We start from the raw sequence: 22,829 nt of genomic DNA on the forward strand, positions 1-22,829 counted from the left end.
CGAAAACGCCGCGCACCGGCTTGCGTTGAAAAACAGGGAGGACCGCGCCATGGCCCTGGCAAAACCAAAGGACGAAACGCAAGAAACCGAAAGCGTGCCGCTGCTCGGGTGTGAGGAATTGGTGCGTTACGCCATCGACTGCCTGAGAATCGAAGGCACCGGCAGGCTTTCACCGCGTGACCGCGCGCGTCTGGCATCGGCTTCCGCGGTCCTGAAGGAGATAGCGAGGATTTGAAGGCATGCGCGCAACCGGATTCGGAGGAATCCGGCACTGGCACGGAGAGACAGCGCCAGGATTGATTCTCTTCGAAGCACAGCAATGCGAGACGGATCGGCCGACGGCTGCTCAATCCGGCCGGCGCCGCCGCTCCCACCAGACGACCAGGCGGCGCCGGTGGCGGCGCACCATGGCGAATTCATAGGAGAGCACCAGCAGCCCGAGCGGCACCATCCAGAAGCCAAGGATCGGCAAGAACCCGAGGATGCCGCCAATCGTCAAAAGCGCGCCGATCGTGATTCTGAGACCGCGCGACTGCGGCATGGTGAATTCGCGCCCGAAAACCAAGATCTTTCGTACGGGTATCCGGTTTTGGTCCGCAGCCGTCATCGCGAAGAACTGCCTGTCTGAGGGGTCGATAATGTCATTTTACGGAAGCCGCGACCGCCCTTTCGGTTCCACACCTGTCGCCAAGACGGCTAATATGAGGGTGGGCAAGGCCGATTGCGAGAAACCGCCGCGCGAAAAAGTCTCGGAAAAATGCGAAATGCTGCTTTGCAAAGCCGAAACGGGTTTGCTATAGGCTGCGCCACTTGCTCAAAGAGCCTCCGTTCCCCGGTAGCTCAGTGGTAGAGCAACCGGCTGTTAACCGGTTGGTCGCTGGTTCGAATCCGGCCCGGGGAGCCAACACTCTCAAATAGTTAGTGCAAAACTGCCGCTTCGCCAAAACCGGCAATCTGGCTCTGGGGCAACAGCGGGGCTAGATTTGAGTCCCGACCGAACTGGCGAGAGATCGCGTAAGCGCAGACGACCGCGAGGCGATCACGTTAGCTTTCGCTGCGGCTGCTTTGTTCAGCCTTCTCACCTCGACACCATCGGTCAGCGTTCTAAAAAGGGTCTCCCGCCCCTGTCCTACCCAAACAAGTGAAACTTCAGAGGCGATGGGGAACCACATTTCGAGGTCTGGATCTCCGAGCGTCGCTCTGCCCGGAAAGTGAAGTTTGTAGACTGGGCAACTCGAAATGATGAAAGCATTCTTCGGGTTCGAGATCCGCACGATGCAAAGGGTCATGTTGTTGATGGTGTCGACGATGGACGGGTTGCCGCTCGCAATTACATCTCGCCGTACGTTTTGGAGCATGCGTCGCCAAGTCTCGTCCTTCTCAAAATGCTCCTTTTCGTGATTGTCGAGCGCGCCGAATTCCGCTTCAAATTTGCGAAGAGCTTTCTCGCCGTCGAGGCGTAGTCTTTCGAGGCTGGAATAGCGCCTGAAGTTGTCGGGCACTCTCTTCCATTGGAAATAGGTGTAAAGGGCGAGCAACTGTCGTTCGCCAGGATGAGGGGCAACGTTCTGCCCTTGTCTAGCCCCTTCAACAATGCGCATCACAACGGGGGCAACAATCCCCTCAAGGTCGGCGAACGCCAGCTCAAGATCGACGTTTTTGGACAAATCTCTTTCATACGACGTGTAAAGCTGGCTTTCGAAAAACACCTTCTCCGGCGGGTTGTTGAATACCTCTCTGTCTGGCGTGCGGCGGTCGTAGACGTGCAATTCGCCTGCATCGTCGACGAAGTTTCGAAGAAGGAGTTGCGGCACGAAATGATGGCGGGCCGGCGGCTTGTTCTTGATCATGGACTCCTAATACCAGCCCAGGAAAAGGCCTGCCACGGAAGCAGCCGGGCCAAATTGACAAGGAACCGGCAGCTATCCACCGCGTTCTCTCGCATGCTCAAGAAAATCGCCTTTGCCGCCGTGCTGCTTCAAGTTGCCGCCTACTCGGCTCTCCTGACGCAAACATTCCTTCTCACATCGACGGCCACGCAGGCGGCCAGCGTGCAAGGCGAGCCCGTGGTGGCCGTCACAGCCACGGAATGCGACAAAGCGACTTGGCCCGACATCCCCATTCGATGCCTGGAAAGGGTTCAAGCGAGATTGCAATAGAAAGGCCCGGAAGCCGAAGCCACCGGGCCTTTCTCCGCTGTCGTGTCTCGCCAACTTGGCAACTTACGTTGGACAGGCGGCCTCCCATTGCCGGTCGTCGTCTTCCTCCCGCTCATGGTCGCCGCGACTGCCATCCGCCCAATGGGCTTGTGAACAACGGTCTGGCGCCCCTAGTGTCGGCTCTTCCGTGCCGTCGTCCTCAGGCCGGCGTCGACTTCATCGCTGAAAATGGCGGCGGTGCCGGTGTGAGACTGCGAAAGGCTTAGCTTGCACGCGCGCGACAGTTGCGCGATGGTATTCAACGGGATGGGAGGGCTGTCCTTTGAATAAATGGCTATTGATGGCCTGTACCGCTGCTATTGCGGCGGCCGGATCTTGGTTTGTGCTGCAAAGCGATTTCAATCCGTTTGAATCCGCGATGATCAAATCTTGTGAGATGGTCTTAAAGAAGCGCCTGCTGGCGCCGACTGGATACAGGCGAATAGAGGTTACCGAAATGTCTGACCCTCTCTCGCTCCAAGAGTACCTTCAGGAAAGGCATCTCACTACAGACGACGAACGCGTAATTTTCACCAGAATGTATAACGACGGTGCCGCTGGCAAAAATCAGCCAACGAAGTTCACCCAAATCATTACCTATGACGCGCCAAACGCCTACGGAACGCCGGTCCGAGGCATGTCGCAGTACCGCTCAATCGATGCAAGCAAGGCCAGTGCAGCCTGGTACTCGGTAATCGTAGACAATTTCACGGAGACCGGGTGGCTGGCTGATCAGGTCCTCAAAAGCAAAGCTCCGAATTGATCAATCGATTGCCGGTGAGCGTGCTGGATGGTCCGTCCGAATGCTCCATTAGCAATCGCTTGACTAAGCCATTGGCCGCCCCAGAGTCATGCCTATGGCCAAGGGCATCAACTCGGCGATGAGGTCGCAATCACCGCGACCGTTCGACGGCGGGTGACGGAGGACAGGGTAAGCGTTTCCATCCCATCCTACGGCCAGCCGCATTCGGTCGTTGACACCACGTCGAATGTCAAGATGGGCCAGCACATTGAGCTGATCGGCAACGTTGCGCACCTACTCGATAAGAACCGCGTTGCGGTGAACCTGGGCATTCCCGTGACCGTCGATGCTGCTGTAGTCAGGCTGGTGAACACCTACAAGCCGCCGACGAGAAAGAGGCCCCTGGTGGACAAGCCGACATGAGGCCGCCGCCTACGAAAGCGCAACAAACCGGTCACAGCCGACAGACCAATAACTCTCAGCCGTAAACGTCCTTGTGCCCGCAAAATAATAGCATGTGTACCAGCCCGGCCTCGTCAACTCCTTCCCGTAGAGGACTGCGGTCGAAGTGACGAGAAGGCCGCCGACTGCGACTGCCGCTCCCAGAACTGCCAGCAGAGCCAGATAGAGGAGCGCGGTGCCCAATTTCGATGAAGCCCTGCGGCGAGGCCCGGTTGCTTGAGCGGCATCATAAGCGCTGTACTTGCGCCGGCCGTCTTCCCCGAAAAGATCGCTGTTCGGATAGGCCCTCTTTGGTCTGGGTCTTTGACGGAGAAAGCTCACATGAAAACCTCGGCGCACGCCGTATATTAGCATATGCTTGCATTCCGACCAAAGCGGCGTCATGCTCCGGGGCGGAAGTTGCGGTAACGTGTTTGAGGGCTAAATCATGGAATCCCTTTGTTACGTCCCCAGTGCATTCTGTTTCTTGTCGGCCTACGTCGACGTTGCAATGGCATTTATCGTCATGGCTCCTTTCGCAGCAACGCGACTGCTGGTGCTGAGAATGCGCGAGAGGTCAGCCGGCGAGCAACTTCAGTTCGCTTAACGGCTCTCTGGACACTCGGTCACACCACGAACGCGGGTGCACACATGCTGGCTGAAGATGTCGAGCCGGAAAGCGCACAAGTGGGCGAACCGGGCGTTGCGGCGGAGCCCATAAGGCCCTCCATGTTCGAACCTTCGGATGTGTTCAGATCGGTCGTCACGTTGCTCATCGTGAGGGCCGCCGTCCCGCCATTAAGCAATGGGGCAACATAAGAATTCAGCATTTGCGAGGCATTCAGCCTGTGAACAACCGGCTAGTTGGCTCTATTGGGTCGTCCCGAACGCGGCTGTCAACCGGTTGGTCGCTGGTTCGAATCCGGCCCGGGGAGCCACGGCCTCTTCTACGCCATGGCGCGATGCTGCGCGCCAGCGTGCAATTTCTCCCATACTCTTTGATCTCGATAGTCCTGCTTCCAGAGTGTCAGAACATCGAGGATCCTCGTCCAGGCTATCCGCCCGCGTGGTCGTTGCCACCGTGCGCGGCGATGAACATGGCGACGGCCGACCGGCAATAGGATTCGATTTCGTTGTCGTCCTCTGCTCTCGCCTCATCGAAGCGTGCGATAATTAGGAGATCGCATCCTTTGAAAAGCGCGGCAAACAAGCGGGCGGACCGGAGAGGATCGGGCGCGTTCAGAACCGCCGTCGCGTGCAACTGACGCAGCAAGGCCTCGATTTGAGCGATGATGTGGGCGGGGCCGGCTTCGTAATGGAGCTTGCTCAACGCTTGTTGATTCGTGCTGTCGGTCATGACCATGGCTTCGACGCTGCGGACGCCCGGGCGCAACAGCGTGCGAAGCAGGGATGATCCCACCGCCATGAGCTGATCTTCGGCCGAACCGTCGACGTCTGCAAAAAGGGCCTGTGGTATTAACTGATGGCAGCGGGCCGCAAAGGCCGCGCTGAACAGGGCCTCCTTGTTCTCGAAGTGCCTGTAGATGCTGAGCTTGGATATCTTCGCCCGCTGAGCGACCATGTCCAATGTCGTCGCTTGAAAACCCAGTTCCGCAAAGAGTTCGCCCGCGGCGTCGACTATGGTTTGGCCAAGCGCCTCGTTGGCGGGCCGGCCGCGCCGGCCCTGGCTATTTTCAGTCACGACAATTCCAGTCCTTGACAGTATCCTAATTATCGAATTACGATACCACGTAGTATCGGAAATATGCAAGCCAAAGATTGGATTTTACCCTGTCCTTCAACTCGAGTTTCTCTGGGCCGCCATCGCGCAAGGCTCAGCCGAACCCCCTCCATCCACAACACGGAGCCCATCACCATGGATGACGTCATCATTATCGGCGGTAGCTTTGCCGGCCTCGCCGGCGCCCTGCAGCTCGGCCGTGCCCGCCGCAAGGTCACCGTTCTCGATACCGGCCTGCCGCGCAATCGCTTCGCCGGCCACTCGCATGGCCTGCTCGGCCACGATCACAAGCCACCGCTGGACATCCTGGCCGAGGCGCGGCGGCAACTGGCGCGTTATCCCACAGTCAAGCTGGTCGATGCCCGGGCCGATAGCATCTCCGGCACCATCGACAATTTCTCCGTCCTCACTGGCGATGACGAAAGCCTTGGGGGGCGCCGCCTGATCCTGAGTTATGGCGTTGCCGACCAGATGCCTGATGTTCCGGGCTTTACCGAAAGCTGGGGCACATCCATCGTGCCCTGCCCCTACTGCGATGGCTTTGAAGTCGCCGACCAGCATTGGGGCCTCGTCTGGTCCGGTCCGTCGTCGCATAATTATGTCAGGCTTTACCACGACTGGACCGAAACGTTGACGGTCTTCGCCGATAGTCACGACATTTCACCCGATATCCGGGCCGATCTGGCGCGCCGCAACATACCCGTCGTTGATGGCCAGATCGCCGAAATCGCCCATCACCGGGGCCATATCACCACCGTTAATCTCGATAGCGGCCTCAATGCCGCGGTCGACATCCTGTTCGCTCATCCGCGCAACAAGCCTTCCGCAAGCCTGCATGAATCACTGGGCCTCGCCACGGTCAATACGCCGCTCGGCACCGCCCTCAAGGTCGACGAGCGACGCGAAACCAGCATGCCCGGCATCTACGCCGCCGGCGATCTTGCAAATCCAGCCATGGCCTCGGTCACCACGGCAATATCGCAGGGCGCGACGGCGGGTATCTCCGCCCAGCAGTCGATGCTGGTTTGAGAAGACGGAAAGGAGGATGAGCATGGCCGTCGAACCGGACAGCGCGGGTGTGCGCTTCCCTCCGCCCTTCGTCTATCTGGGAGCGCTGCTGTTAGGGCTGGCGGTGGAGCGGTTCGTCACCCTGCGCTCTTTCGGCATCGACTGGCGGTTGCTGTTCGCAACCGGCGCACTGCTGTTCGTTGCCGGCGCGACGATGATGCTTGCGGCGGCGAGGCTGTTCCGGCGGCTGGGCACCAACATTCCGCCGTCGCAGCCAACGACCCTCATCGCGACGACCGGTCCCTTTCGGTGGACCCGAAATCCCATGTATCTCGGCATGGCGCTTATCTATGCCGGCCTTGCGATCGGCTTCGACGGGCCGATCGCCTTCGCCTTGCTCCCGTTGGTTCTGATCGCGATTCAGACGCAGGTGATCGCCCGCGAGGAGCGTTATCTCGAAGCGAAGTTCGGCGACGACTACCGCCGCTACAAGGCCGAGGTTCGCCGCTGGCTCTGACCGTCGCGAGATCACCGCACAAGACGGCGACGGGATACGCATCAAGCAGCATCACGTTTGGCGGCCCGATATACTCCATAACCGACTTTGATGAGCAAGCCCTCATCGCACATCCGGGCTAGGTAGCAGCGGGGAATGCCGATTGCTGTCAGTTCAGCCGTTCGCACCTCGCCACGTTCGCGAGCGAGGGCCGCAGCTCGGTCTCTCAGCGTCGGCTTTGGCCCGCCAGCAAGGCGTAGGGCTTCTGCGCGGTCACGATCACGTTTGCGCATCTTCGTCACCGAGGGCGCATTCTGGCGTAGGGGAATCGCGAATTCGAATTTCTCAGCTTCGTCGATCCCGGGGAGCCAACATCTCAAAGAACTTAGCCTCGCCAATCCCCGTCAACGTGGCTGACAAAACTCGCGTTCGGCTACAACACGGGCTACATCTGTGCTGTGGAGCAGGCCGCAACGCTCCTTGAGCCGCTACCCTTTTGCGCGCCAGAGCGCCCCAATGAAAGGAGCGATTCGGCATGGGGTTCGAGGTGGAAGACCTGTCTAAGGTCGCCAACGGCCTCGCCCTGCTCGTCCCGGGCCTCCTCCTCTATGTCCGCGCTCAATTTCTCACTGGTCGATTATGATCAAAGGCGCAATCGCCGGATGCTTGCTGGTCCTCATATCGCTGCCGTCAATGGCTGGCGATTTCGGCGCGCTGACACTTACCTCGACCTGCGACCAATATACGGGTCATCGGAATCGAACCGTCTTGGCTTCGTCTCAGACTTGATCATCGGAACAAGTACCGCGACGGGCAAAGACTACGACGCCCATAACACTGACATACAAGCCTGTGTTGCGTCTACATTCGCTCCACCGTGCGCAACGGAAACAACGACCATCCGCGAGGTGTTGGCGGCATGCATGTTGATGGTAGGCCAATGATTGTCTAAAGGCCCGGAGCCGAAGCCACCCGGGCCGTGACGCCCCTGAATTAAGAAAAAGCCCGCCACGTTTTGCGTAGCGGGCGCTAGTTCATGGGAGGAAATGACACGTGCGTGCGGTCAACGGCCCCCTTTACCCAAGATGACGATACGCCTCGCCTAGCTGGATAATAAGCGCGCGCCAGTTGCAGCGCTTTATATCCGGGTTGCGTGACTTTTCTGCCACAGACGAAGAAAGCCCGGCCACCTGAGCAGCCGAAAGCCGCCGGGCCTATAGCGTGAGCCGATTTCTCGCCGGCAGGCTTGCACATGGGGAATCTCCGGAGCAATGCTGCGGCCGTGGAGGAATCATGCGAAAAATCCTGGTAGCGCTGCTGCTGGCCGCGGCTGCACTTTATGCGAATTGTGCCCTGGCACTGGACAGCAGCGACGCCCCCGTCATCGTCACCCCGCTGGCATCACGCACCACCACGGCATCCGGTCAACCGATCACGCTGCCGCGGAAGAACGTGCAGGTGCTGGTCTCGACCTATGACATCGCACCCGGCGCGACCTTGCCGGTCCATCGCCACCCCTTCCCGCGCTACGCCTATGTCGAGGCTGGAACGCTGAAGGTCACCAATGTCGAGACCGGCAACAGCAACACCTACAAGACAGGCGATTTCATCATCGAGATGATCGGGCAGTGGCATCAGGCCACCAACATTGGCGACGGGACGGTCAAGCTCCTGGTGATCGATCAGGTCGAGGAAGGCGTCAAGAATACGGAATTGCGCCAGTAGCCACCAAGGCTATGCCCCGCCCGGTGGGCGGAAAGGCAATGCCCCCCGCCCTTGCCTCGCGGACCATTCGAACCAGGCGCTTAGCCCCAGGCGCCAACCGGCTGCCGGGTCGTTGCGTTCAGCCTGTTGAAGGCATTGATCAGGGCGATCTGGATGACCAGTGCGGCAAGCGCCTTTTCGTCATAATGGCGGGCCGCTTCGTCCCAGACATCGTCCGGCACCGCGTCCGGCCGGTCGGCGAGCCTGGTGCCGGCTTCTGCCAACGCCAATGCCGCGCGTTCGGCATCGGTGAAATACGGGGTCTCCCGCCATGCCGCCAGCGCAAAGATGCGCTCGTCCTTTTCTCCGGCCTTCTTCAATTCGCGCGCATGCATGTCGACACAGGCGCTGCAGTTGTTGATCTGGCTGACGCGCAGATGAATGAGCTTGCGCGTCACATAGGGCACGTCGGCCGCCTCGGTCGACTTGTCCAGCGCTAGCAGCGCCTGCACCGAACCGGGGATGAGCATCACCGGGTTCTTGATCCTTGCTCGCATGATTCTTCTCCTTTTGAATTGTTTCTCCGGGCGTGTTTTCCCGGCCCGGACGCCTCGCATCCAGGGTTTCGAACTTGATGAAACTGTTGGCTGCCTGCCGCGTATCAGGCCTGTTTTGCGGTAATCTGTTCGAGCCGTTCGAGAATGCGCGGCCAGCCACTTCCCATGCCGACATAGCCACGCTCGTCGGCCGGCCGGAATCCCGACTGCTCCATTCGCACCCGGGTCGCCACACCCTCGGGCGTCAGTGACCACGTCACCACGGTTTTCAACCCGCTGTCCGATTCCGTCCCATCGCCCCAACTGTAGGCCAGCAGCCGCGGCGCCTCGACTTTCAGCACCACGCAGTTCGTCACGCCAGACCATCCGGGAACTGCTGTCGCACGGAATGTGAAGCGATGCCCCTCTTGCGCAGCGAAGTCATTCTGCATGAGCCATTCGCCGACGAGTGCCGGCACGGTCAATGCGCGCCATATCTTTTCCGCCGAATATGGAATCAGCCTGTCGACGACGATCGATTTGATTTCCGTCATGCCTTGCTCCTCTCGTTGTTGTCGTCGTGCCACGCGCCCGCAATCAATAACCCGCCAGCTATACGTCACTCATAACCTTGCGGTTATGCGACTGTCAAGAAAGGAATCTGCCATCTGGTCCAAATGGCGGAGTGGCGTTCACGCTTTCGCGTCAGCCGTCCTGGTGCTAGGGCTCTCGACAGCATCGTGAACTGGATCACCCCTTGACCACAAAAACTCGCCCGCCGCTGATTGAAATCTGTGTCGAAGGCATCGATGGCCTGCTGGCCGCGCAGGCCGCGGGCGCCGACCGGGTCGAACTCTGCGCCAGCCTGGTCGAGGGCGGCATTACGCCGAGCCTCGGCACGGTGCGCGCCGCACTCGACCAGGCGACCGTGCCGTTCCACGTCATGGTGCGGCCGCGCGGCGGCGATTTTCTCTACAGCGAGACCGAATACCGCTCGATGCTGGCCGATGTCGCCGCACTCAGCGAGCTCGGCGTGCCCGGCGTGGTGTTCGGCTGCCTGAACGCCGACGGTACCATCGACGAGAAGCGCATGGGCGAATTGACAGAGGCCGCGGGCTCGTTGAGCGTCACCTGCCACCGCGCCTTCGACATGACGCGCGATCCGGCCGAGGCGCTGGAAGCGCTGATCCGCTGCAAGGTCGGCCGCGTGCTGACCAGCGGCCAGCGCGACACCGCAATCGAGGGCTTGCCATTGCTGACGGAGCTGGTCCGGCAGGCCGGCGAGCGCATCATCATCCTTGGCTGCGGCGGGCTCGATCTCGGCAACATCGCCGAGGTGCGAGGAAAAACCGGATTGGCCGAAATGCATTTCGCGGCCCTCAAGGACGTGCCGAGTGCCATGCGCTACCGCAATCCCAAGGTCGGCATGGGCGGCTCCGATCTCGACCGCGAATATCGCAACACGCTGACCGATACACCGCTGGTGGCGGCGACAATCACGGCGGCCAAGGCATGACCTCTCCGATAGACCGCATAGCGCAGGACGACGAAGCCGCCATTCTGGCGCTCAACAACGAGCACGCCGCCGAATTGTCGTGGCTCGAAGCCGAACGGCTGTCCTTCCTGCTCGGCGAGTCCTTCTATGCACGCCGCATTGGCGATCTCGAAGCCTTCATCATGACCTTCGACCAGGACGCGAACTATGACAGCCCGAACTTCGTCTGGTTCCGCGAGCGCTATGAACGCTTCATCTATGTCGACCGCGTCGTCGTCGCGGCGCACGCAAGGGGTCGCGGCCATGCTCGCCGGCTCTATCGGGACCTGTTCGACCATGCGGAGAGCGCCGGCCATACGCTGGTCACCTGCGAGGTCAACATCGACCCGCCCAACCCCGCCTCGGATGCCTTCCACGCCGCCCTCGGCTTCGCCGAAGTCGGCGACGCGGTGATCCATGGCGGCAAGAAGGCGGTGCGCTACTACGTCAGGCAGATCGCCGCCTGATCCGGTGGCGCTCGCCACTTGAAGAAGCAGAAACTCACATGGCGTTCCGCCAGTCCGGCCGTGCGGCCTCTCGTCTGGCCACATGGAAAAATCGGCGACGCTCATTCACCAGTTGCGGTTGAGCCATTCGCGCGATGGGCGCTCGATGAGGTAGTAGCTGCAGAGCGCGCAGGCAAAAACCCCGGCCAGCATCGGCCGTGGATTGCTGCCCTGCTCGTAGACGAATTTGTAGAAGGGCTGTTGCCACAGATAGAGCGAATACGACCACAGCCCCAGCGTCGTCATCGGTAAGGATGACAGCCATCCGGAAAAGAACCGCGTGCTGAAATCCAGCGCGTTGACGGCAATCGCAAGCAATGGCACCGCGATCAGGTAGTGGATCGGTGTCGGTACCGAGTTCGTGAACAGGAAAACCGCCCCGACGGCCGCCGCAACGGCGACATAGGGGCCCTTCGACAAGGCCGGCAGCTTGTCGTCGGCCTTGAGCAGGCAGATCGCGGCCGACAGCAGGATCGAGGCGATGTGTACGTCGGTGCGCCAGTACGTGGTTTCATAATCCATGTGCAGGAACCAGTAGGAACCCGCGCCATTGGCCATGGCCAGCAGAGCCAGGATCAGCAGCAGCGGGATGACACGACTGCGGCTGGCAACGATTGCGCTGATCGCCGCCAGGATGATGTAGGCATGCTCTTCGATGCAGAGCGACCAGATGTGGTCGAGTGCGCCGGCCCGGTTCAGGAGAATTCCGGCATAATTGTAGGTGAATGTCAGCGCCGTCAGCGCCGCCTTCCATTTGAAGGCGATGAACGTGCCGGAGAGCGCGATCATGCCGACGACGACGAAAATCAGAAGCGCCGGATAGATGCGCGAGAAGCGGCGTTTGAAGAATTTCTTCAGCGGGTAGCGTTCGATGAACAGGATTTCGGCCATCAGCCGCCCGCTGAGCACGAAGAAGAATTCGACGCCCAGCACGCCCAGATTGATGCCGGGAATCGGGAAAAAATGACCGATCAGCACCAGGGCGATCGACAGGCCGCGCCAGCCGTCGAGATAGGCCAGTCTTGTCCTGGCCGATCGGTCGGCGATCGCTCGGGACGGAACCAAACGGGTTGCGGAAATTTCGGACATGCCGATCCTTTCGCATTGGCGTGCGAAAGGGCACGGCGGTACTCAGTCCGAACCCGGCTCGCATTCCCGCCCCGACCCATACTGCAGTGCAATATATATTTGTGCAAGTGCGAGATTGGCGCCGGTGCAATTCCGAGGCAAGCAGGGCCGCAATTGCCTCAAGCAAGGATGGGACGCGGCCGCCGGGAACTGGGTAGCACAGGCGCCAGGAACGAAAAAGGGCCGTGACAGCCCCTTTTCGTGTCCGCAATGATCTTGCGTCAGGCGTTGGCTGCCGCCACCGCGCGCTTGGCTATGACCGTGATAAGGTTGGCGCGGTAGTCGGCGGAAGCGTGGATGTCGCTCATCAGGTTCTTCGCCGGCACTTTCACGCCATTGAGCGACGCGGCGTCGAAGCTCTTGGCGAGTGCCGCCTCGATCTCCTTCGAGCGGAAGACGCCGTCGTCGCCGGCGCCGGTCACGGCAACACGGACGCCGTCCTTGCCCTTGGCCACGAACACGCCGACGATCGCGTAACGCGAGGCCGGGTTGCGGAATTTCTCGTAGGCTGCCTTGGCCGGCGCGGTGAAGGAGACGGCCGTGACGATCTCGCCATCCTTCAAGGCGGTTTCGAACAGCCCCTTGAAGAACTTGTCGGCTGACATTTCGCGCTTGTTGGTGATGATGGTGGCGCCCAGCGCCAGAAGTGCGGCCGGATAGTCCGCCGCCGGATCGTTGTTGGCGATCGAACCGCCGATCGTGCCCTTGTGGCGTACCGCCGGGTCGCCGATCAGCGACGCCAGATGGGCAAGCGCCGGGCAGGCCTTGCGCAGCTTCTCGTCATTGGCGACATCGTAGTGGGTCGTGGCGGCACCGATGGTGACCGTCTTGCCTGACACCTTGACGCCCTGCAGTTCCTTGATGCGTGACAGGTCGACCAGATCGGAAGGCGCCGCCAGCCGCGTCTTCATGGCGGGGATCAAGGTCATGCCGCCGGAGAGCAGCTTGGCGTCGCCGCTCTTCACGAGCTTGGCGGCTTCAGTGACCGAGGCGGCGCGGTGGTAGTTGACTGCGTACATGGGATCCTCCCCTAGGTGGTTAGGCAGTAGTCAGTAGTGAGTAGGGAATGGCCGCCGCAGGAGCTGGGCCCTTTTCGCTACTCACTACTCCCTACTCACTCATTCGCCGCACGGATCGCGGCCCACACGGTCGACGGTGTGGCCGGCATGGCGATATCGGCGATGCCGATGGCGTCAGTGATGGCATTGATCACCGCCGGCGGCGAGCCGATGGCTCCGGCCTCGCCGCAGCCCTTGATGCCCAGTGGGTTGCTCGGACATGGCGTGTTCGACGTCGAGACCTTGAACGACGGCAGGTCGTCCGCACGCGGCATGGTGTAATCCATGTAGCTTGCCGTCAGCAGTTGCCCGCTGGCGTCATAGTGAGCGCCCTCCAAAAGCGCCTGGCCGACGCCCTGGGCGATGCCGCCATGCACCTGGCCTTCGACGATCATCGGATTGATGATGTTGCCGAAATCGTCGGCGGCGACGAACTGGACGATCTCGGTCGTTCCGGTTTCGGGATCGATCTCGACCTCGCAGATGTAGCAGCCCGCCGGGAAGGTGAAGTTCGCCGGATCGTAGAACGCCGTTTCCTTCAGTCCTGGCTCCATGCCGGCCGGCAAATTGTGCGCGGTATAGGCGGCCAAAGCCACCTGGAACCACGGCAGGCTCTTGTCGGTACCGGCGACCTTGACTTCGCCGTTCTCGATGACGATGTCGCCCTCGTCGGCCTCGAGCAGATGGGCCGCGATCTTCTTGGCCTTGGCCTCGACCTTGTCGAGCGCCTTGGCGATCGCCGACATGCCGACCGCGCCCGAACGCGAACCGTAGGTGCCCATGCCCATCTGCACCTTGTCGGTGTCGCCATGGACGATCGAAACCGAATCGATCGGCACCCCGAAACGCTGGTTGACCAGTTGCGCGAAGGTCGTCTCGTGCCCCTGGCCATGACTGTGCGAGCCGGTCAGCACCTCGATGGTGCCGACGGCGTTGACCCTTACCTCAGCCGATTCCCACAGGCCGACGCCAGCGCCGAGCGAGCCGACCGCGGCCGACGGCGCGATGCCGCAGGCTTCGATGTAGCAACTCATGCCAATGCCGCGCAGCTTGCCCTTTTTGGCCGCGTCCGCCTTGCGCTTGGCAAAGCCGGCATAGTCGGCGGTTTTCATGGCAGCGTCGAGCGAGGTCGCATAATCGCCGGCGTCATAGTTCATGATCACCGGTGTCTGGTGCGGGAACGTGGTGATGAAGTTCTTGCGCCGCAGTTCGGCCGGAGAGACGCCGAGCTCGCGTGCGGCGGCCTCCATGGTGCGCTCCAGAAGATAGGTGGCTTCGGGCCGCCCTGCCCCGCGATAGGCGTCGACGGGTGCCGTATTGGTGTAGACGGTGCGCACATTGGCGTGGATGGCGGGGATGTCATACTGACCCGACAGCAGCGTGGCGTAGAGATACGTCGGCACGCAGGACGAGAACAGCGACATGTAGGCGCCGAGATTGGCGATCGTGTCGACCTTCAGCCCGGTGATCCTGTTGTCCTTGTCGAATGCCATTTCCACGGTCGAGACGTGGTCGCGGCCATGCGCGTCGGTGAGGAAGCTCTCGGTGCGATCGGCGACCCATTTGACCGGCACGCCGGTCTTCTTGGAGGCCCACAGGCAGACGATCTCTTCCGGGTAGATATAGATCTTGGAGCCGAAGCCGCCGCCGACGTCCGGCGCGATCACGCGCAGCTTGTTTTCGGGTGCGACATTGTAGAAGGCGCTCATCACCAGCCGCGCGACATGCGGGTTCTGCGATGTCGTCCAGCAGGTGTAATGATCCTCGGCCTTGTCGTAATGGCCGAGCGCCGCACGCGGCTCCATGGCGTTCGGCACCAGCCGGTTGTTGACGATCTTCATGCGGGTGACGTGCGCCGCCGCCTTGATGGCGGCATCGGTCGCCTTGGCGTCGCCGATCTCCCAGTCGAAGATCAGGTTGTTCTCGGCCTCGGCATGGACCTGCGGCGCGCCCTTTTCGAGCGCCTTTGTCGCGTCTACGACGGCCTTCAGTTCCTTGTAGGTGATGTCGATCGCCTCGGCCGCATCGCGTGCCTGGCCCTTGGTTTCGGCCACCACCACCGCGACCGCATCGCCGACATAGCGGACCTTGTCGACGGCCAGCGGCGACCATGCGCCCATTTTCATCGGCGTACCGTCCTTGGAATGGATCATCCAGCCGCAGATGAGGTTGCCGATACCGTCGGCCTTGAGTTCCTTGCCGGTCAGCACGCCGATGACGCCCGGCATGCCCTGAGCCATTTTCACGTCGATCTTCTTGATCTGCGCATGCGCGTGCGGGCTGCGCACGAAAGCCGCGTGCTTCATGCCGGGAACCACCATGTCGTCGACATAGCGGCCGGCGCCGGTGATGAACCTTTTGTCTTCCTTGCGCGCGACCCGAGCGCCAACACCTTCGATGCCCATCAGAATTCCTCCCGAATTTAGGGGATAGGCAGTAGGGGTTAGGCAGTAGTGGGAGGGCTCGTGGTCATATCGATGTTTGCCCTACTCACTATTGCCTATTGCCTACTGCCTATGCCGCTTGTTTCGCCTTGCCCTTGGCCCCCTTCGACATCGTCTTCGATGCGGCCAGGATCGCCTTCACGATGTTGTGGTAGCCGGTGCAGCGGCAGATATTGCCTTCGAGTTCTGCCCGCACCGTGGCCTCGTCGAGGCCTTCGGGATGACGGTTGATCATATCGGTTGCAGCCATGATCATGCCTGGCGTGCAGAAGCCGCATTGCAGACCATGATGTTCCTTGAAGGCCGCCTGGACGGGATGCAGGTCGGCGCCGTCGGCGAGGCCTTCGATCGTAACCACGTTCGACCCGGACGCCTGGACCGCCAGCATGGTGCAGGACTTCACCCCCTTGCCGTCGACATGGACGACGCAGGCTCCGCATTGCGAGGTGTCGCAACCGACATGAGTGCCGGTCAGGCCGAGATTCTCCCGCAGGAAATGGACGAGCAGCGTTCGATCCTCGACGGCGCCGCCGACGCGCTTGCCGTTCACCATCAACGAAACGTCCGACATAGCCCCTCCCTGGGTGTCAACCTTGGTCATCACGTTGCCGACGCGCCGCTGGCACTTCGGCCATGCGTTATTCGTACACCGCACAACGCACAAAAAACAACACAAGGGAAAAGGCGGATCATTGTACTTTCGATCATGGCCAAGGCACCAAAGTGCATTCCTGCGGCCCCATTGCCAAAACGCCTCTTGGCGGCAACAATACCGTCGTCGCCCGCGCGCCAGAAGCACTGAAAAGCCGCGCACAAGAAGGCGTCGGAGGAAATGCGGGAGAACGCCGCTGACCAGTTCACTGACGCGTTACGCATGCGGTTTGTCGGCGCTCACCACGGACGAGCCCGACCCGGATGTCTTCGCACGCGCGGTGGCCGCCGAGGCCGCCGCCATCGATGCCGGCTTTGCCCTCGTGTTCTTTTCCCAAAGCCTCGTCGAGGCCGGCGCCCTCTCGCAGGCGCTCACGACGCGCGCGCCTGATCTCCACCATGCCGGCTGCTCCACCGCGGGCGAGATCACGCCGCAGGGGCTCGAGGAAGGTCATATGCTGGCGATGCTGCTGCCCTCGGCGTCCTTCACGGCGGTCAGCACCATGGTCGACAATTTGTCGACATCGGGCATGGACAGGATCACCGAAGAGGTCGAGGCCCTGCGGCGCATGCTGCGCGCCCGGCTCGGCGGCGAGCGGACCAAGAACACCTTCGCACTCTGCTTCATCGACGGGCTGTCCTATGCCGAGGAAGCAGTGAGTTCGGCAATCCACTGGGGTCTTGACGACATACCGCTGCTCGGCGGCTCGGCCGGTGACGATTTGAAATTCGAGACGACGCGTCTGATCTCGAACGGCGCGGTCACTTCGGACAGCGCCATCATCGTGCTGGTCGCCACGGAAATTCCGTTCCACGTCTTCAAGACCGACAATTTCGTTCCCACCGACGAAAAGCTGGTGGTGACCGCGTCCGATCCGGATCACCGCATCGTGCGGGAGTTCAACGCCACCAATGCGGCGGAGGAATATGCCGCCTCGGTCGGGATCGTCCCGCAGACCCTGACACCGCTGAGCTTCGCCTCGCATCCCGTGGTGGTGAAGGTGGGCGGCGAATATTACTGCCGCTCGATCCAGAGGATGCATGCGGATGGCTCGCTGTCGTTCTTTTGCGCCATCGACGACGGCGTCGTGCTGTCGATCGCCCAGCCCAAGGACATGGTCGAATCGACACGCGCGGCATTGCGCGAGGTCGAGGACAGGCTGGGCGGTATCGATATGATCCTTGGCTTCGACTGCGTGCTGCGCCGGCTGGATGCGCGCAATCGGCAGGTCTTTCGCGATATTTCGGAGCTCTACCGGGTCAACAACGTCGTCGGCTTCGGCACCTATGGCGAACAATACCGGTCGATGCACCTGAACCAGACTTTCACCGGCATCGCCTTCGGCGATCGCCAGGCGGCTGAGTAGGCGGCGAACCGGGATGCCGCTCAGGGACATAAACGATCTCGACAGGCTGAAGAAGATCAACGCCGCCCTGGTCAGCCGCGTCGAGCGCTCGATGGACCAGCAAGGCAATGCCTTTTCGCTGTTCCAGACCGCGATCTCGCTGGAAAACCGGGTGCGCACGCGCACCGAGGAACTGCATTCGACCTTGCGCAGGCTGGAACAGTCGAACATCGACCTCAGCGCCGCCAAGGAAAACGCCGAGCTGGCGAATCTCTCCAAGACAAGGTTTCTCGCCGCCGCCAGCCACGACGTGCTGCAGCCGCTGAACGCCGCCCACTTGTCCGTCTCGGCGCTCGCCGAGGTGCAAACCAGTGACGAGGGAAAAAAGCTGGTGCGGCAGGTCGAGCGCTCGCTGGAGACGATGGAAGACCTGCTGCGCACCTTGCTCGACATTTCCAAGCTCGACGCCGGCGTGGTCCAGCCCGACATCGGCGACGTCAGCCTGGAGGCGTTGTTCTCGTCGCTGCGCTCGGATTTTCAGCCCGTGGCGGAATTGAAGGGGCTGTCGCTGAAATTCCGGCCGGTCAATGCGGTGGTCCGCTCGGACAGGACGCTGTTGCGCCGCATCCTGCAGAACATCCTCTCCAACGCGCTGGTCTATACACGCTCGGGCGGCGTCCTTGTCGGCACTCGCCATCGCGGCGACACTATCCGCATCGATGTCGCCGACACGGGCTGCGGCATTCCCGAGGACCAGCGCGAGGCAGTGTTCGAGGAGTTCCATCGCGGCACCTCGCCGGCCAATGCCGAGCTCGATGGCGGCGGGCTTGGGCTCGGGCTCGCCATCGTGCGCCGCATGGCCGGCGCGCTCGGCCACCCCGTGACGTTTTCATCCAAGGTCGGCCGCGGCACCATCTTCCATATCGATGTTCCCGTCGGCCTCGGCGCACCGGCCGATGCCATCGCCAGCGCCGCCAGCATGGAGCGACCGCGCGGCTACGGCCTGTTCGGCACCAAGGTGCTGCTGGTCGAGAACGACGCCGAGGTGCTGGACGCCATGACCTTCCTGCTCGAACGCTGGCAGTGCCTCGTGCGCGCCGCGACCTCGACCGACGATGCGCTCGACATGCTCGGCGATACCGACTGGGTGCCTGACATCGTCATCGCCGACCAGCATCTCGACGGCGGCGATCTCGGCACCGCCACCATATCGGAGGTCCGCGACTATCTCGGCCGCGCCGTGCCGGCGCTGATCGTCACCGCCGACGGCTCGGAGGCCGTCGCCAAGGCCGCCCGCTCAGCAGGCATCGAACTGATGCGCAAGCCGCTGAAGCCCGCGCAACTGCGCGCGCTGCTGGCGCATTTGCTGGCTTAGGGTCCCCAGCGGGGAGTTAAGGCTCAAAACCCGGCCTGATCGCGAAACAACTCCGCATTGTCCAGCTTCGACACCTCGATCACCGCTTGCGTGCGGCTGTACACATTCAGCTTGCGCAGGATCTCCGAGACATGCGCCTTGACGGTCGTCTCACCGACCTGCAGTTCGTAGGCGATCTGTTTGTTGAGCAGGCCCTGGCGCAGCATCTGCAGCACCCTGAGCTGCTGCGGCGTCAGCTTGGAAAGGCGCTGGAGCATGTCGGCGCGGTCGGTGCTGTCGGCGCCCGGCGGCAGGCCCTCATAGGTTTCCGGCACATAGATCGCGCCGTCCATCACCGAGCGGATGGCGGCGGCGAGATCGCTCTTGCGCGCCGATTTCGGGATGAAACCGGCAGCGCCGTAGGACAAGGCCTCGGAGATGATTCTCGGCTCCTCATAGCCCGACACGATCACCACCGGCAGGCGCGGATAGCGGGTCCTGAGCTGCAGCAGCCCGTCGAAGCCGTGCACGTCGGGCATGCTGAGGTCGAGAAGTGCAAGGTCGAAAGGCTTTGCGTCGGCCAGCAGGTCCAGCGCCTCGGCGATCGAGCGCGCTTCGACCGTGTCGACCTCGGGATAAGCCATCTGCACGGCGCTGTGCAGCGCTTCGCGAAACAGCGGATGGTCGTCGATGATAAGGAACCGGGCACGATCGGTAGGGGCTGTCATAGGGCTCGTTCCGGTTTACCGGGCACACCATAGTCTCCTGACTGTGGCCGGATTATTGGCAAATAGTCTATCGCCGGTCGATGAAATTCATCGCTGCAAAAATGACCGGATGCCTGAATTCCTCATACAACCGCGGCGAAGCCCATACTTTGCGAAAAGCGACGCCTTGCCCGCCCCCCGAAATCGGCCGAATGTGCCGCCATCAAACGCAGAGACAGCCATGACCGCCTACGTCCTTCCCGTCCCGCCAACGCCTTCTGTCGCCATTGCGAATTCCGGCGAACGCTTTGCCGTGCGGCGTATTTTCTGCGTCGGCCGCAATTATGCGGCGCATGCGCGCGAATTCGGCAATGACGAGCGTGATCCGCCCTTCTTCTTCACCAAACCGGCCGACGCGGTGGTCGATTCCGGCATTGATATCCCCTACCCGCCGCTGACCGAAAACCTTCACTTCGAGATCGAGCTGGTGGTCGCGATCGGCACATCCGGCTTTCGCATATCCCGCGACAAGGCGCTGGACCATGTCTGGGGCTATGCCGTCGGCATCGACCTCACCCGCCGCGACCTGCAGGATGCCGCCAAGAAGGCGGCCCGGCCCTGGGACTGGTCGAAGGCGTTCGACCGTTCCGCGCCTTGCGGCCCGCTGGTTGCCGCGCGGAAATCCGGGCACCCGGCGAAGGGACGTATCTGGCTCGCCGTCGACGGCGCGGTGAAACAGGATGCCGACCTCGCCGAATTGATCTGGCCGGTGGCCGACATCGTCTCGATCTGCAGCGAAGCAGTCGAACTGCAACCGGGCGACCTGATCTTCACCGGCACGCCGGCCGGTGTCGGCGCGGTCAAGCCGGGCGAGACGATATCAGGCGGCGTCGACGGCATCGGCACGATCGAAATAGCCATCGGCCAGCCAAAGTCATGAGCGACATTGTCCTGCACAACTACTTCCGCTCCTCCACCTCGCACCGGGTGCGGATCGCCTTGGAGATGAAGGGGGTGGGCTATGACTACATCCCGCATCACCTGCGCCATGGCGAGCATCTGGAAGCAGCCTATCTCGCGGTCAACCCCCAGGGTCTGGTGCCGGCGCTGATCTGGAGCGACGGCATGCACCTGACGCAATCGCTGGCGATCATCGAATTTCTCGACGAGACCATACCTGAACCCCCGCTATTGCCGAAAGACCCGCCCAGTCGGGCACGGGTGAGAATGCTGGCGCAGATCATCGCCTGCGACATCCACCCGGTGAACAATCTGCGCGTGCTGACTTCGCTGCGCACCCTCTTCGGCGCCGGCGACCAGGATGTCGCCAACTGGTTCCGCCATTGGGTCAATGAAGGTTTCGGGCCGCTCGAGACATTGCTGACGGCTTCGCGCGAAACCGGCACATTCTGTCACGGCGACACCTCGGGCCTGGCCGACATCTGCCTTGCCGCGCAGGTCACCAGCAATGCGCGCTTCGGCGTCGACCTGGCGCCCTACCCGACAATTTCGCGCATCAATGCCGCCTGCATGGCGCTGCCGGCCTTCCAGAAAGCCGCGCCGCAGAACCAGATCGACGCAGAGTAGGTTTCGTCTGCCCACGCACAGCCGCAGCGCCCCGAATAGCAATGCCAGAAGGCCGATGACCGCGCCAACGCGCGACTGCTCGCCACGGTAACCCGGCTTGGCGACTTTCCTGCCCAGGGAAGGCCGACAGACTCAGGCGTCCTGACTCCCCGCCCAGCATATCTCGCGGAATCGATTTCCGCTTGACCGGCCAGGGAATCGGCTATCGTTTCCGGTAACGCATGCCGTCAAGGGTGGAGTGACCGATGAAAGCCGTCGTCTTCGAGAAATTCGGCGAAGCGCCGACCATCCGGACCGTGCCCGATCCGAAGCCGGCCGCCGACGGGGTCGTCATCAAGGTCGAGGCGACAGGGCTCTGCCGCAGCGACTGGCACGGATGGATGGGCCATGACGCCGATATCCGCCTGCCCCACGTGCCGGGCCACGAACTGGCCGGAATCGTTGTCGCCGCCGGCAAGCACGTCGCCCGCTGGAAGGCAGGCGAACGCGTCACCGTGCCGTTCGCCGTCGGTTGCGGCCACTGCTTCGAATGCACATCAGGCAACCATCAGGTCTGCGAGCACCAATCCCAGCCTGGCTTCAACGCCTGGGGCTCGTTCGCCGAATATGTCGCCATCGAACACGCCGACACCAATCTGGTGCGCCTGCCCGACGAAATGGAATTCGCCACCGCCGCCAGCCTCGGCTGCCGCTTCGTCACCTCGTTCCGCGCCATCGTCGACCAGGGCCGTGTGACACCAGGTGAATGGGTGGCGGTGCATGGCTGCGGCGGCGTCGGCCTGTCGGCGATCATGATCGCCAGTTCGATGGGCGCCAATGTCATCGCCATCGACCTCACCGAGGAAAAGCTGGACTTCGCCAAAAAGATCGGTGCCGTGGCGACCATCAACGCTTCGACGACGCCGAACGTGGTCAAGGCGGTCAAGCAGATCACCAATGGCGGAGCCCACATGTCGATGGACGCGCTGGGCCACCCCACGACGTCCTTCAACTCGATCGCCAATCTGCGCCGGCGCGGCCGTCACGTGCAGGTCGGCCTGATGCTGGGCGAGCACGCCCGCCCGCAAGTGCCGATGGACAAGGTGATCGCCTTCGAACTCGAAATCCTCGGCAGTCACGGCATGCAGGCCTATCACTACCCCGCGATGATGGAGATGATCCGCCACGGCAAGCTCAAGCCCGAACTGCTGGTCGGCAAGAAGATCAGCCTTGACGAGGCGCCAGCGGCCTTGATGGCGATGGGCGGTTTCGAGGGCATCGGCATCGGCGTGGTGACGAAGTTCTAGCACTACTTTGGCAGATTTTTAGCGGCGGCGCGTTTTTGGAATTCCCAAGAGAGAGTTTGCGTGATTCATGGGAGGTCGGCTTGTGGAGGGCCGATCAATGGATGTGGACTGGCAAGCCGATCTCGAGCACTGGCTTCAACCGTTTTTGGCAGGTCTTTCGCATCCAGCTCGGCGCCGGATGTGTCCGCTGTACATTGCTGGTCTGATCGGGCCGGGCGACCGTAAGAGCGTACAACCGATGGCCGCGCGCACTGGCGAGGTCGGCTACGATCAGCTTCATCATTTCGTCGCGGCAGGGGTTTGGGACAGCGCCCCGCTCGAGGCCGCCCTGCTGAAGGAGGCAGATCGCCTGGTCGGCGATG

General features: G+C 61.8%; 27 protein-coding genes and 1 tRNA gene. 17 read left to right on the plus strand and 11 right to left on the minus strand.

The window, feature by feature from the left end:
* Positions 1-49: 49 nt before the first annotated feature.
* Positions 50-235 carry a hypothetical protein gene (locus tag FJW08_RS03485; protein WP_140808824.1) on the plus strand — a complete coding sequence of 62 codons (186 nt, stop codon included), beginning with the start codon at positions 50-52 and terminating at the stop codon, positions 233-235.
* 111 nt (positions 236-346) lie between these two features.
* On the opposite strand, the gene FJW08_RS03490 is transcribed toward FJW08_RS03485, so the two are convergent.
* Positions 347-607, minus strand: a complete 261-nt coding sequence (locus tag FJW08_RS03490) for a hypothetical protein (protein WP_140808826.1) — start codon at positions 605-607, stop codon at positions 347-349.
* A gap of 222 nt (positions 608-829) precedes the next feature.
* Here FJW08_RS03490 and FJW08_RS03495 point away from each other — a divergent pair.
* Positions 830-904, plus strand: a tRNA-Asn gene (locus tag FJW08_RS03495).
* A gap of 73 nt (positions 905-977) precedes the next feature.
* On the opposite strand, the gene FJW08_RS03500 is transcribed toward FJW08_RS03495, so the two are convergent.
* Positions 978-1,850 carry a DUF4238 domain-containing protein gene (locus FJW08_RS03500; protein WP_140808828.1) on the minus strand — a complete coding sequence of 291 codons (873 nt, stop codon included), beginning with the start codon at positions 1,848-1,850 and terminating at the stop codon, positions 978-980.
* Positions 1,851-1,943: 93 nt separating this feature from the next.
* Here FJW08_RS03500 and FJW08_RS03505 point away from each other — a divergent pair, with 93 nt between their 5' ends.
* From FJW08_RS03505 to FJW08_RS33345, 3 genes are all read left to right on the plus strand, one after another.
* On the plus strand, positions 1,944-2,159 hold the full coding sequence (locus FJW08_RS03505; protein ID WP_140808830.1) for a hypothetical protein: 216 nt from the start codon (positions 1,944-1,946) through the stop codon (positions 2,157-2,159).
* A gap of 322 nt (positions 2,160-2,481) precedes the next feature.
* Positions 2,482-2,961 carry a hypothetical protein gene (locus FJW08_RS03515; protein ID WP_140808832.1) on the plus strand — a complete coding sequence of 160 codons (480 nt, stop codon included), beginning with the start codon at positions 2,482-2,484 and terminating at the stop codon, positions 2,959-2,961.
* 234 nt (positions 2,962-3,195) lie between these two features.
* Positions 3,196-3,363 (plus strand): hypothetical protein, encoded by a 168-nt coding sequence (locus FJW08_RS33345; RefSeq protein WP_348642643.1) that lies wholly within the window; start codon positions 3,196-3,198, stop codon positions 3,361-3,363.
* A gap of 1,072 nt (positions 3,364-4,435) precedes the next feature.
* Here the strand turns inward: FJW08_RS33345 and FJW08_RS03525 are convergent.
* Positions 4,436-5,083, minus strand: coding sequence for a TetR/AcrR family transcriptional regulator (locus tag FJW08_RS03525; RefSeq protein WP_140808836.1), 648 nt, complete (start codon positions 5,081-5,083; stop codon positions 4,436-4,438).
* Between the two features lie 174 nt (positions 5,084-5,257).
* Between FJW08_RS03525 and FJW08_RS03530 the strand changes: the two genes are divergently transcribed.
* Both FJW08_RS03530 and FJW08_RS03535 read left to right on the plus strand, forming a co-directional pair.
* On the plus strand, positions 5,258-6,151 hold the full coding sequence (locus FJW08_RS03530; protein ID WP_140808838.1) for an NAD(P)/FAD-dependent oxidoreductase: 894 nt from the start codon (positions 5,258-5,260) through the stop codon (positions 6,149-6,151).
* A gap of 22 nt (positions 6,152-6,173) precedes the next feature.
* On the plus strand, positions 6,174-6,647 hold the full coding sequence (locus FJW08_RS03535; RefSeq protein ID WP_140808840.1) for an isoprenylcysteine carboxylmethyltransferase family protein: 474 nt from the start codon (positions 6,174-6,176) through the stop codon (positions 6,645-6,647).
* A 41-nt stretch (positions 6,648-6,688) separates the two neighbouring features.
* Here the strand turns inward: FJW08_RS03535 and FJW08_RS03540 are convergent, their stop codons facing one another.
* Positions 6,689-6,919 (minus strand): type IV toxin-antitoxin system AbiEi family antitoxin domain-containing protein, encoded by a 231-nt coding sequence (locus FJW08_RS03540; RefSeq protein ID WP_140761456.1) that lies wholly within the window; start codon positions 6,917-6,919, stop codon positions 6,689-6,691.
* Between the two features lie 1,000 nt (positions 6,920-7,919).
* Between FJW08_RS03540 and FJW08_RS03545 the strand changes: the two genes are divergently transcribed.
* On the plus strand, positions 7,920-8,351 hold the full coding sequence (locus tag FJW08_RS03545) for a cupin domain-containing protein (protein ID WP_140808842.1): 432 nt from the start codon (positions 7,920-7,922) through the stop codon (positions 8,349-8,351).
* 80 nt (positions 8,352-8,431) lie between these two features.
* On the opposite strand, the gene FJW08_RS03550 is transcribed toward FJW08_RS03545, so the two are convergent.
* Together FJW08_RS03550 and FJW08_RS03555 are read right to left on the minus strand one after the other, a co-directional pair.
* On the minus strand, positions 8,432-8,887 hold the full coding sequence (locus FJW08_RS03550) for a carboxymuconolactone decarboxylase family protein (protein ID WP_140808844.1): 456 nt from the start codon (positions 8,885-8,887) through the stop codon (positions 8,432-8,434).
* Positions 8,888-8,991: 104 nt separating this feature from the next.
* Complete coding sequence (locus tag FJW08_RS03555; protein ID WP_140808846.1) at positions 8,992-9,420, minus strand: SRPBCC domain-containing protein; 429 nt, start codon at positions 9,418-9,420, stop codon at positions 8,992-8,994.
* A gap of 203 nt (positions 9,421-9,623) precedes the next feature.
* Here FJW08_RS03555 and FJW08_RS03560 point away from each other — a divergent pair, with 203 nt between their 5' ends.
* Both FJW08_RS03560 and FJW08_RS03565 read left to right on the plus strand, forming a co-directional pair.
* Entirely contained in the window at positions 9,624-10,382 is a 759-nt protein-coding gene (locus FJW08_RS03560; RefSeq protein ID WP_246682181.1) for a copper homeostasis protein CutC, read from the plus strand.
* On the plus strand, positions 10,379-10,867 hold the full coding sequence (locus FJW08_RS03565) for a GNAT family N-acetyltransferase (RefSeq protein WP_140808850.1): 489 nt from the start codon (positions 10,379-10,381) through the stop codon (positions 10,865-10,867). The genes FJW08_RS03560 and FJW08_RS03565 overlap by 4 nt, the downstream gene beginning before the upstream one ends.
* A 105-nt stretch (positions 10,868-10,972) precedes the next feature.
* On the opposite strand, the gene FJW08_RS03570 is transcribed toward FJW08_RS03565, so the two are convergent.
* From FJW08_RS03570 to FJW08_RS03585, 4 genes are all read right to left on the minus strand, one after another.
* Positions 10,973-11,995 carry an acyltransferase gene (locus FJW08_RS03570; RefSeq protein WP_140808852.1) on the minus strand — a complete coding sequence of 341 codons (1,023 nt, stop codon included), beginning with the start codon at positions 11,993-11,995 and terminating at the stop codon, positions 10,973-10,975.
* A gap of 260 nt (positions 11,996-12,255) precedes the next feature.
* Positions 12,256-13,053: a xanthine dehydrogenase family protein subunit M gene (locus FJW08_RS03575; protein ID WP_140808854.1), complete on the minus strand. Its 798-nt coding sequence runs from the start codon at positions 13,051-13,053 to the stop codon at positions 12,256-12,258.
* A 95-nt stretch (positions 13,054-13,148) separates the two neighbouring features.
* The gene (locus FJW08_RS03580; RefSeq protein ID WP_140808856.1) at positions 13,149-15,497 is read right to left on the minus strand and encodes a xanthine dehydrogenase family protein molybdopterin-binding subunit; all 2,349 of its coding nucleotides are present in this window, start codon (positions 15,495-15,497) and stop codon (positions 13,149-13,151) included.
* 109 nt (positions 15,498-15,606) lie between these two features.
* Complete coding sequence (locus tag FJW08_RS03585) at positions 15,607-16,107, minus strand: (2Fe-2S)-binding protein (protein ID WP_140808858.1); 501 nt, start codon at positions 16,105-16,107, stop codon at positions 15,607-15,609.
* A 62-nt stretch (positions 16,108-16,169) separates the two neighbouring features.
* Here FJW08_RS03585 and FJW08_RS03590 point away from each other — a divergent pair, with 62 nt between their 5' ends.
* From FJW08_RS03590 to FJW08_RS03600, 3 genes are read left to right on the plus strand one after another with little or no spacing between them, the layout of a single operon-like run.
* Positions 16,170-16,388: a hypothetical protein gene (locus FJW08_RS03590; RefSeq protein ID WP_140808860.1), complete on the plus strand. Its 219-nt coding sequence runs from the start codon at positions 16,170-16,172 to the stop codon at positions 16,386-16,388.
* 29 nt (positions 16,389-16,417) lie between these two features.
* On the plus strand, positions 16,418-17,554 hold the full coding sequence (locus FJW08_RS03595; protein ID WP_140808862.1) for an FIST signal transduction protein: 1,137 nt from the start codon (positions 16,418-16,420) through the stop codon (positions 17,552-17,554).
* Positions 17,555-17,567: 13 nt separating this feature from the next.
* The gene (locus FJW08_RS03600; RefSeq protein WP_140761488.1) at positions 17,568-18,908 is read left to right on the plus strand and encodes a hybrid sensor histidine kinase/response regulator; all 1,341 of its coding nucleotides are present in this window, start codon (positions 17,568-17,570) and stop codon (positions 18,906-18,908) included.
* 23 nt (positions 18,909-18,931) lie between these two features.
* Here the strand turns inward: FJW08_RS03600 and FJW08_RS03605 are convergent, their stop codons facing one another.
* The gene (locus FJW08_RS03605; RefSeq protein WP_140808864.1) at positions 18,932-19,615 is read right to left on the minus strand and encodes a response regulator transcription factor; all 684 of its coding nucleotides are present in this window, start codon (positions 19,613-19,615) and stop codon (positions 18,932-18,934) included.
* Between the two features lie 220 nt (positions 19,616-19,835).
* On the opposite strand from FJW08_RS03605, the gene FJW08_RS03610 reads away from it, so the two are divergent.
* The 4 genes from FJW08_RS03610 to FJW08_RS03625 all read left to right on the plus strand — a co-directional run.
* Positions 19,836-20,534 carry a fumarylacetoacetate hydrolase family protein gene (locus tag FJW08_RS03610; RefSeq protein WP_140808866.1) on the plus strand — a complete coding sequence of 233 codons (699 nt, stop codon included), beginning with the start codon at positions 19,836-19,838 and terminating at the stop codon, positions 20,532-20,534.
* Complete coding sequence (maiA, locus tag FJW08_RS03615; RefSeq protein ID WP_140808867.1) at positions 20,531-21,181, plus strand: maleylacetoacetate isomerase; 651 nt, start codon at positions 20,531-20,533, stop codon at positions 21,179-21,181. The genes FJW08_RS03610 and maiA overlap by 4 nt, the downstream gene beginning before the upstream one ends.
* A gap of 245 nt (positions 21,182-21,426) precedes the next feature.
* Complete coding sequence (locus tag FJW08_RS03620) at positions 21,427-22,467, plus strand: zinc-dependent alcohol dehydrogenase family protein (RefSeq protein ID WP_140808870.1); 1,041 nt, start codon at positions 21,427-21,429, stop codon at positions 22,465-22,467.
* A 67-nt stretch (positions 22,468-22,534) separates the two neighbouring features.
* A partial coding sequence (locus FJW08_RS03625; protein ID WP_246682183.1) for a transposase occupies positions 22,535-22,829 on the plus strand: 295 nt, incomplete at its 3' end.

The sequence above is a fragment of the Mesorhizobium sp. B3-2-1 genome, assembly GCF_006439515.1.
Lineage (GTDB): Bacteria > Pseudomonadota > Alphaproteobacteria > Rhizobiales > Rhizobiaceae > Mesorhizobium.

Excerpts from the sequence above, each read along its gene's own strand:
- FJW08_RS03485 (WP_140808824.1), top strand. The coding sequence starts at position 50 with ATGGCCCTGGCAAAACCAAAGGACGAAACGCAAGAAACCGAAAGCGTG.
- FJW08_RS03490 (WP_140808826.1), bottom strand. The coding sequence starts at position 607 with ATGACGGCTGCGGACCAAAACCGGATACCCGTACGAAAGATCTTGGTT.
- FJW08_RS03500 (WP_140808828.1), bottom strand. The coding sequence starts at position 1,850 with ATGATCAAGAACAAGCCGCCGGCCCGCCATCATTTCGTGCCGCAACTC.
- FJW08_RS03505 (WP_140808830.1), top strand. The coding sequence starts at position 1,944 with ATGCTCAAGAAAATCGCCTTTGCCGCCGTGCTGCTTCAAGTTGCCGCC.
- FJW08_RS33345 (WP_348642643.1), top strand. The coding sequence starts at position 3,196 with ATGGGCCAGCACATTGAGCTGATCGGCAACGTTGCGCACCTACTCGAT.
- FJW08_RS03530 (WP_140808838.1), top strand. The coding sequence starts at position 5,258 with ATGGATGACGTCATCATTATCGGCGGTAGCTTTGCCGGCCTCGCCGGC.
- FJW08_RS03535 (WP_140808840.1), top strand. The coding sequence starts at position 6,174 with ATGGCCGTCGAACCGGACAGCGCGGGTGTGCGCTTCCCTCCGCCCTTC.
- FJW08_RS03540 (WP_140761456.1), bottom strand. The coding sequence starts at position 6,919 with ATGCGCAAACGTGATCGTGACCGCGCAGAAGCCCTACGCCTTGCTGGC.
- FJW08_RS03545 (WP_140808842.1), top strand. The coding sequence starts at position 7,920 with ATGCGAAAAATCCTGGTAGCGCTGCTGCTGGCCGCGGCTGCACTTTAT.
- FJW08_RS03550 (WP_140808844.1), bottom strand. The coding sequence starts at position 8,887 with ATGCGAGCAAGGATCAAGAACCCGGTGATGCTCATCCCCGGTTCGGTG.
- FJW08_RS03555 (WP_140808846.1), bottom strand. The coding sequence starts at position 9,420 with ATGACGGAAATCAAATCGATCGTCGTCGACAGGCTGATTCCATATTCG.
- FJW08_RS03565 (WP_140808850.1), top strand. The coding sequence starts at position 10,379 with ATGACCTCTCCGATAGACCGCATAGCGCAGGACGACGAAGCCGCCATT.
- FJW08_RS03570 (WP_140808852.1), bottom strand. The coding sequence starts at position 11,995 with ATGTCCGAAATTTCCGCAACCCGTTTGGTTCCGTCCCGAGCGATCGCC.
- FJW08_RS03575 (WP_140808854.1), bottom strand. The coding sequence starts at position 13,053 with ATGTACGCAGTCAACTACCACCGCGCCGCCTCGGTCACTGAAGCCGCC.
- FJW08_RS03580 (WP_140808856.1), bottom strand. The coding sequence starts at position 15,497 with ATGGGCATCGAAGGTGTTGGCGCTCGGGTCGCGCGCAAGGAAGACAAA.
- FJW08_RS03585 (WP_140808858.1), bottom strand. The coding sequence starts at position 16,107 with ATGTCGGACGTTTCGTTGATGGTGAACGGCAAGCGCGTCGGCGGCGCC.
- FJW08_RS03590 (WP_140808860.1), top strand. The coding sequence starts at position 16,170 with ATGCGTTATTCGTACACCGCACAACGCACAAAAAACAACACAAGGGAA.
- FJW08_RS03600 (WP_140761488.1), top strand. The coding sequence starts at position 17,568 with ATGCCGCTCAGGGACATAAACGATCTCGACAGGCTGAAGAAGATCAAC.
- FJW08_RS03605 (WP_140808864.1), bottom strand. The coding sequence starts at position 19,615 with ATGACAGCCCCTACCGATCGTGCCCGGTTCCTTATCATCGACGACCAT.
- FJW08_RS03610 (WP_140808866.1), top strand. The coding sequence starts at position 19,836 with ATGACCGCCTACGTCCTTCCCGTCCCGCCAACGCCTTCTGTCGCCATT.
- maiA (WP_140808867.1), top strand. The coding sequence starts at position 20,531 with ATGAGCGACATTGTCCTGCACAACTACTTCCGCTCCTCCACCTCGCAC.
- FJW08_RS03620 (WP_140808870.1), top strand. The coding sequence starts at position 21,427 with ATGAAAGCCGTCGTCTTCGAGAAATTCGGCGAAGCGCCGACCATCCGG.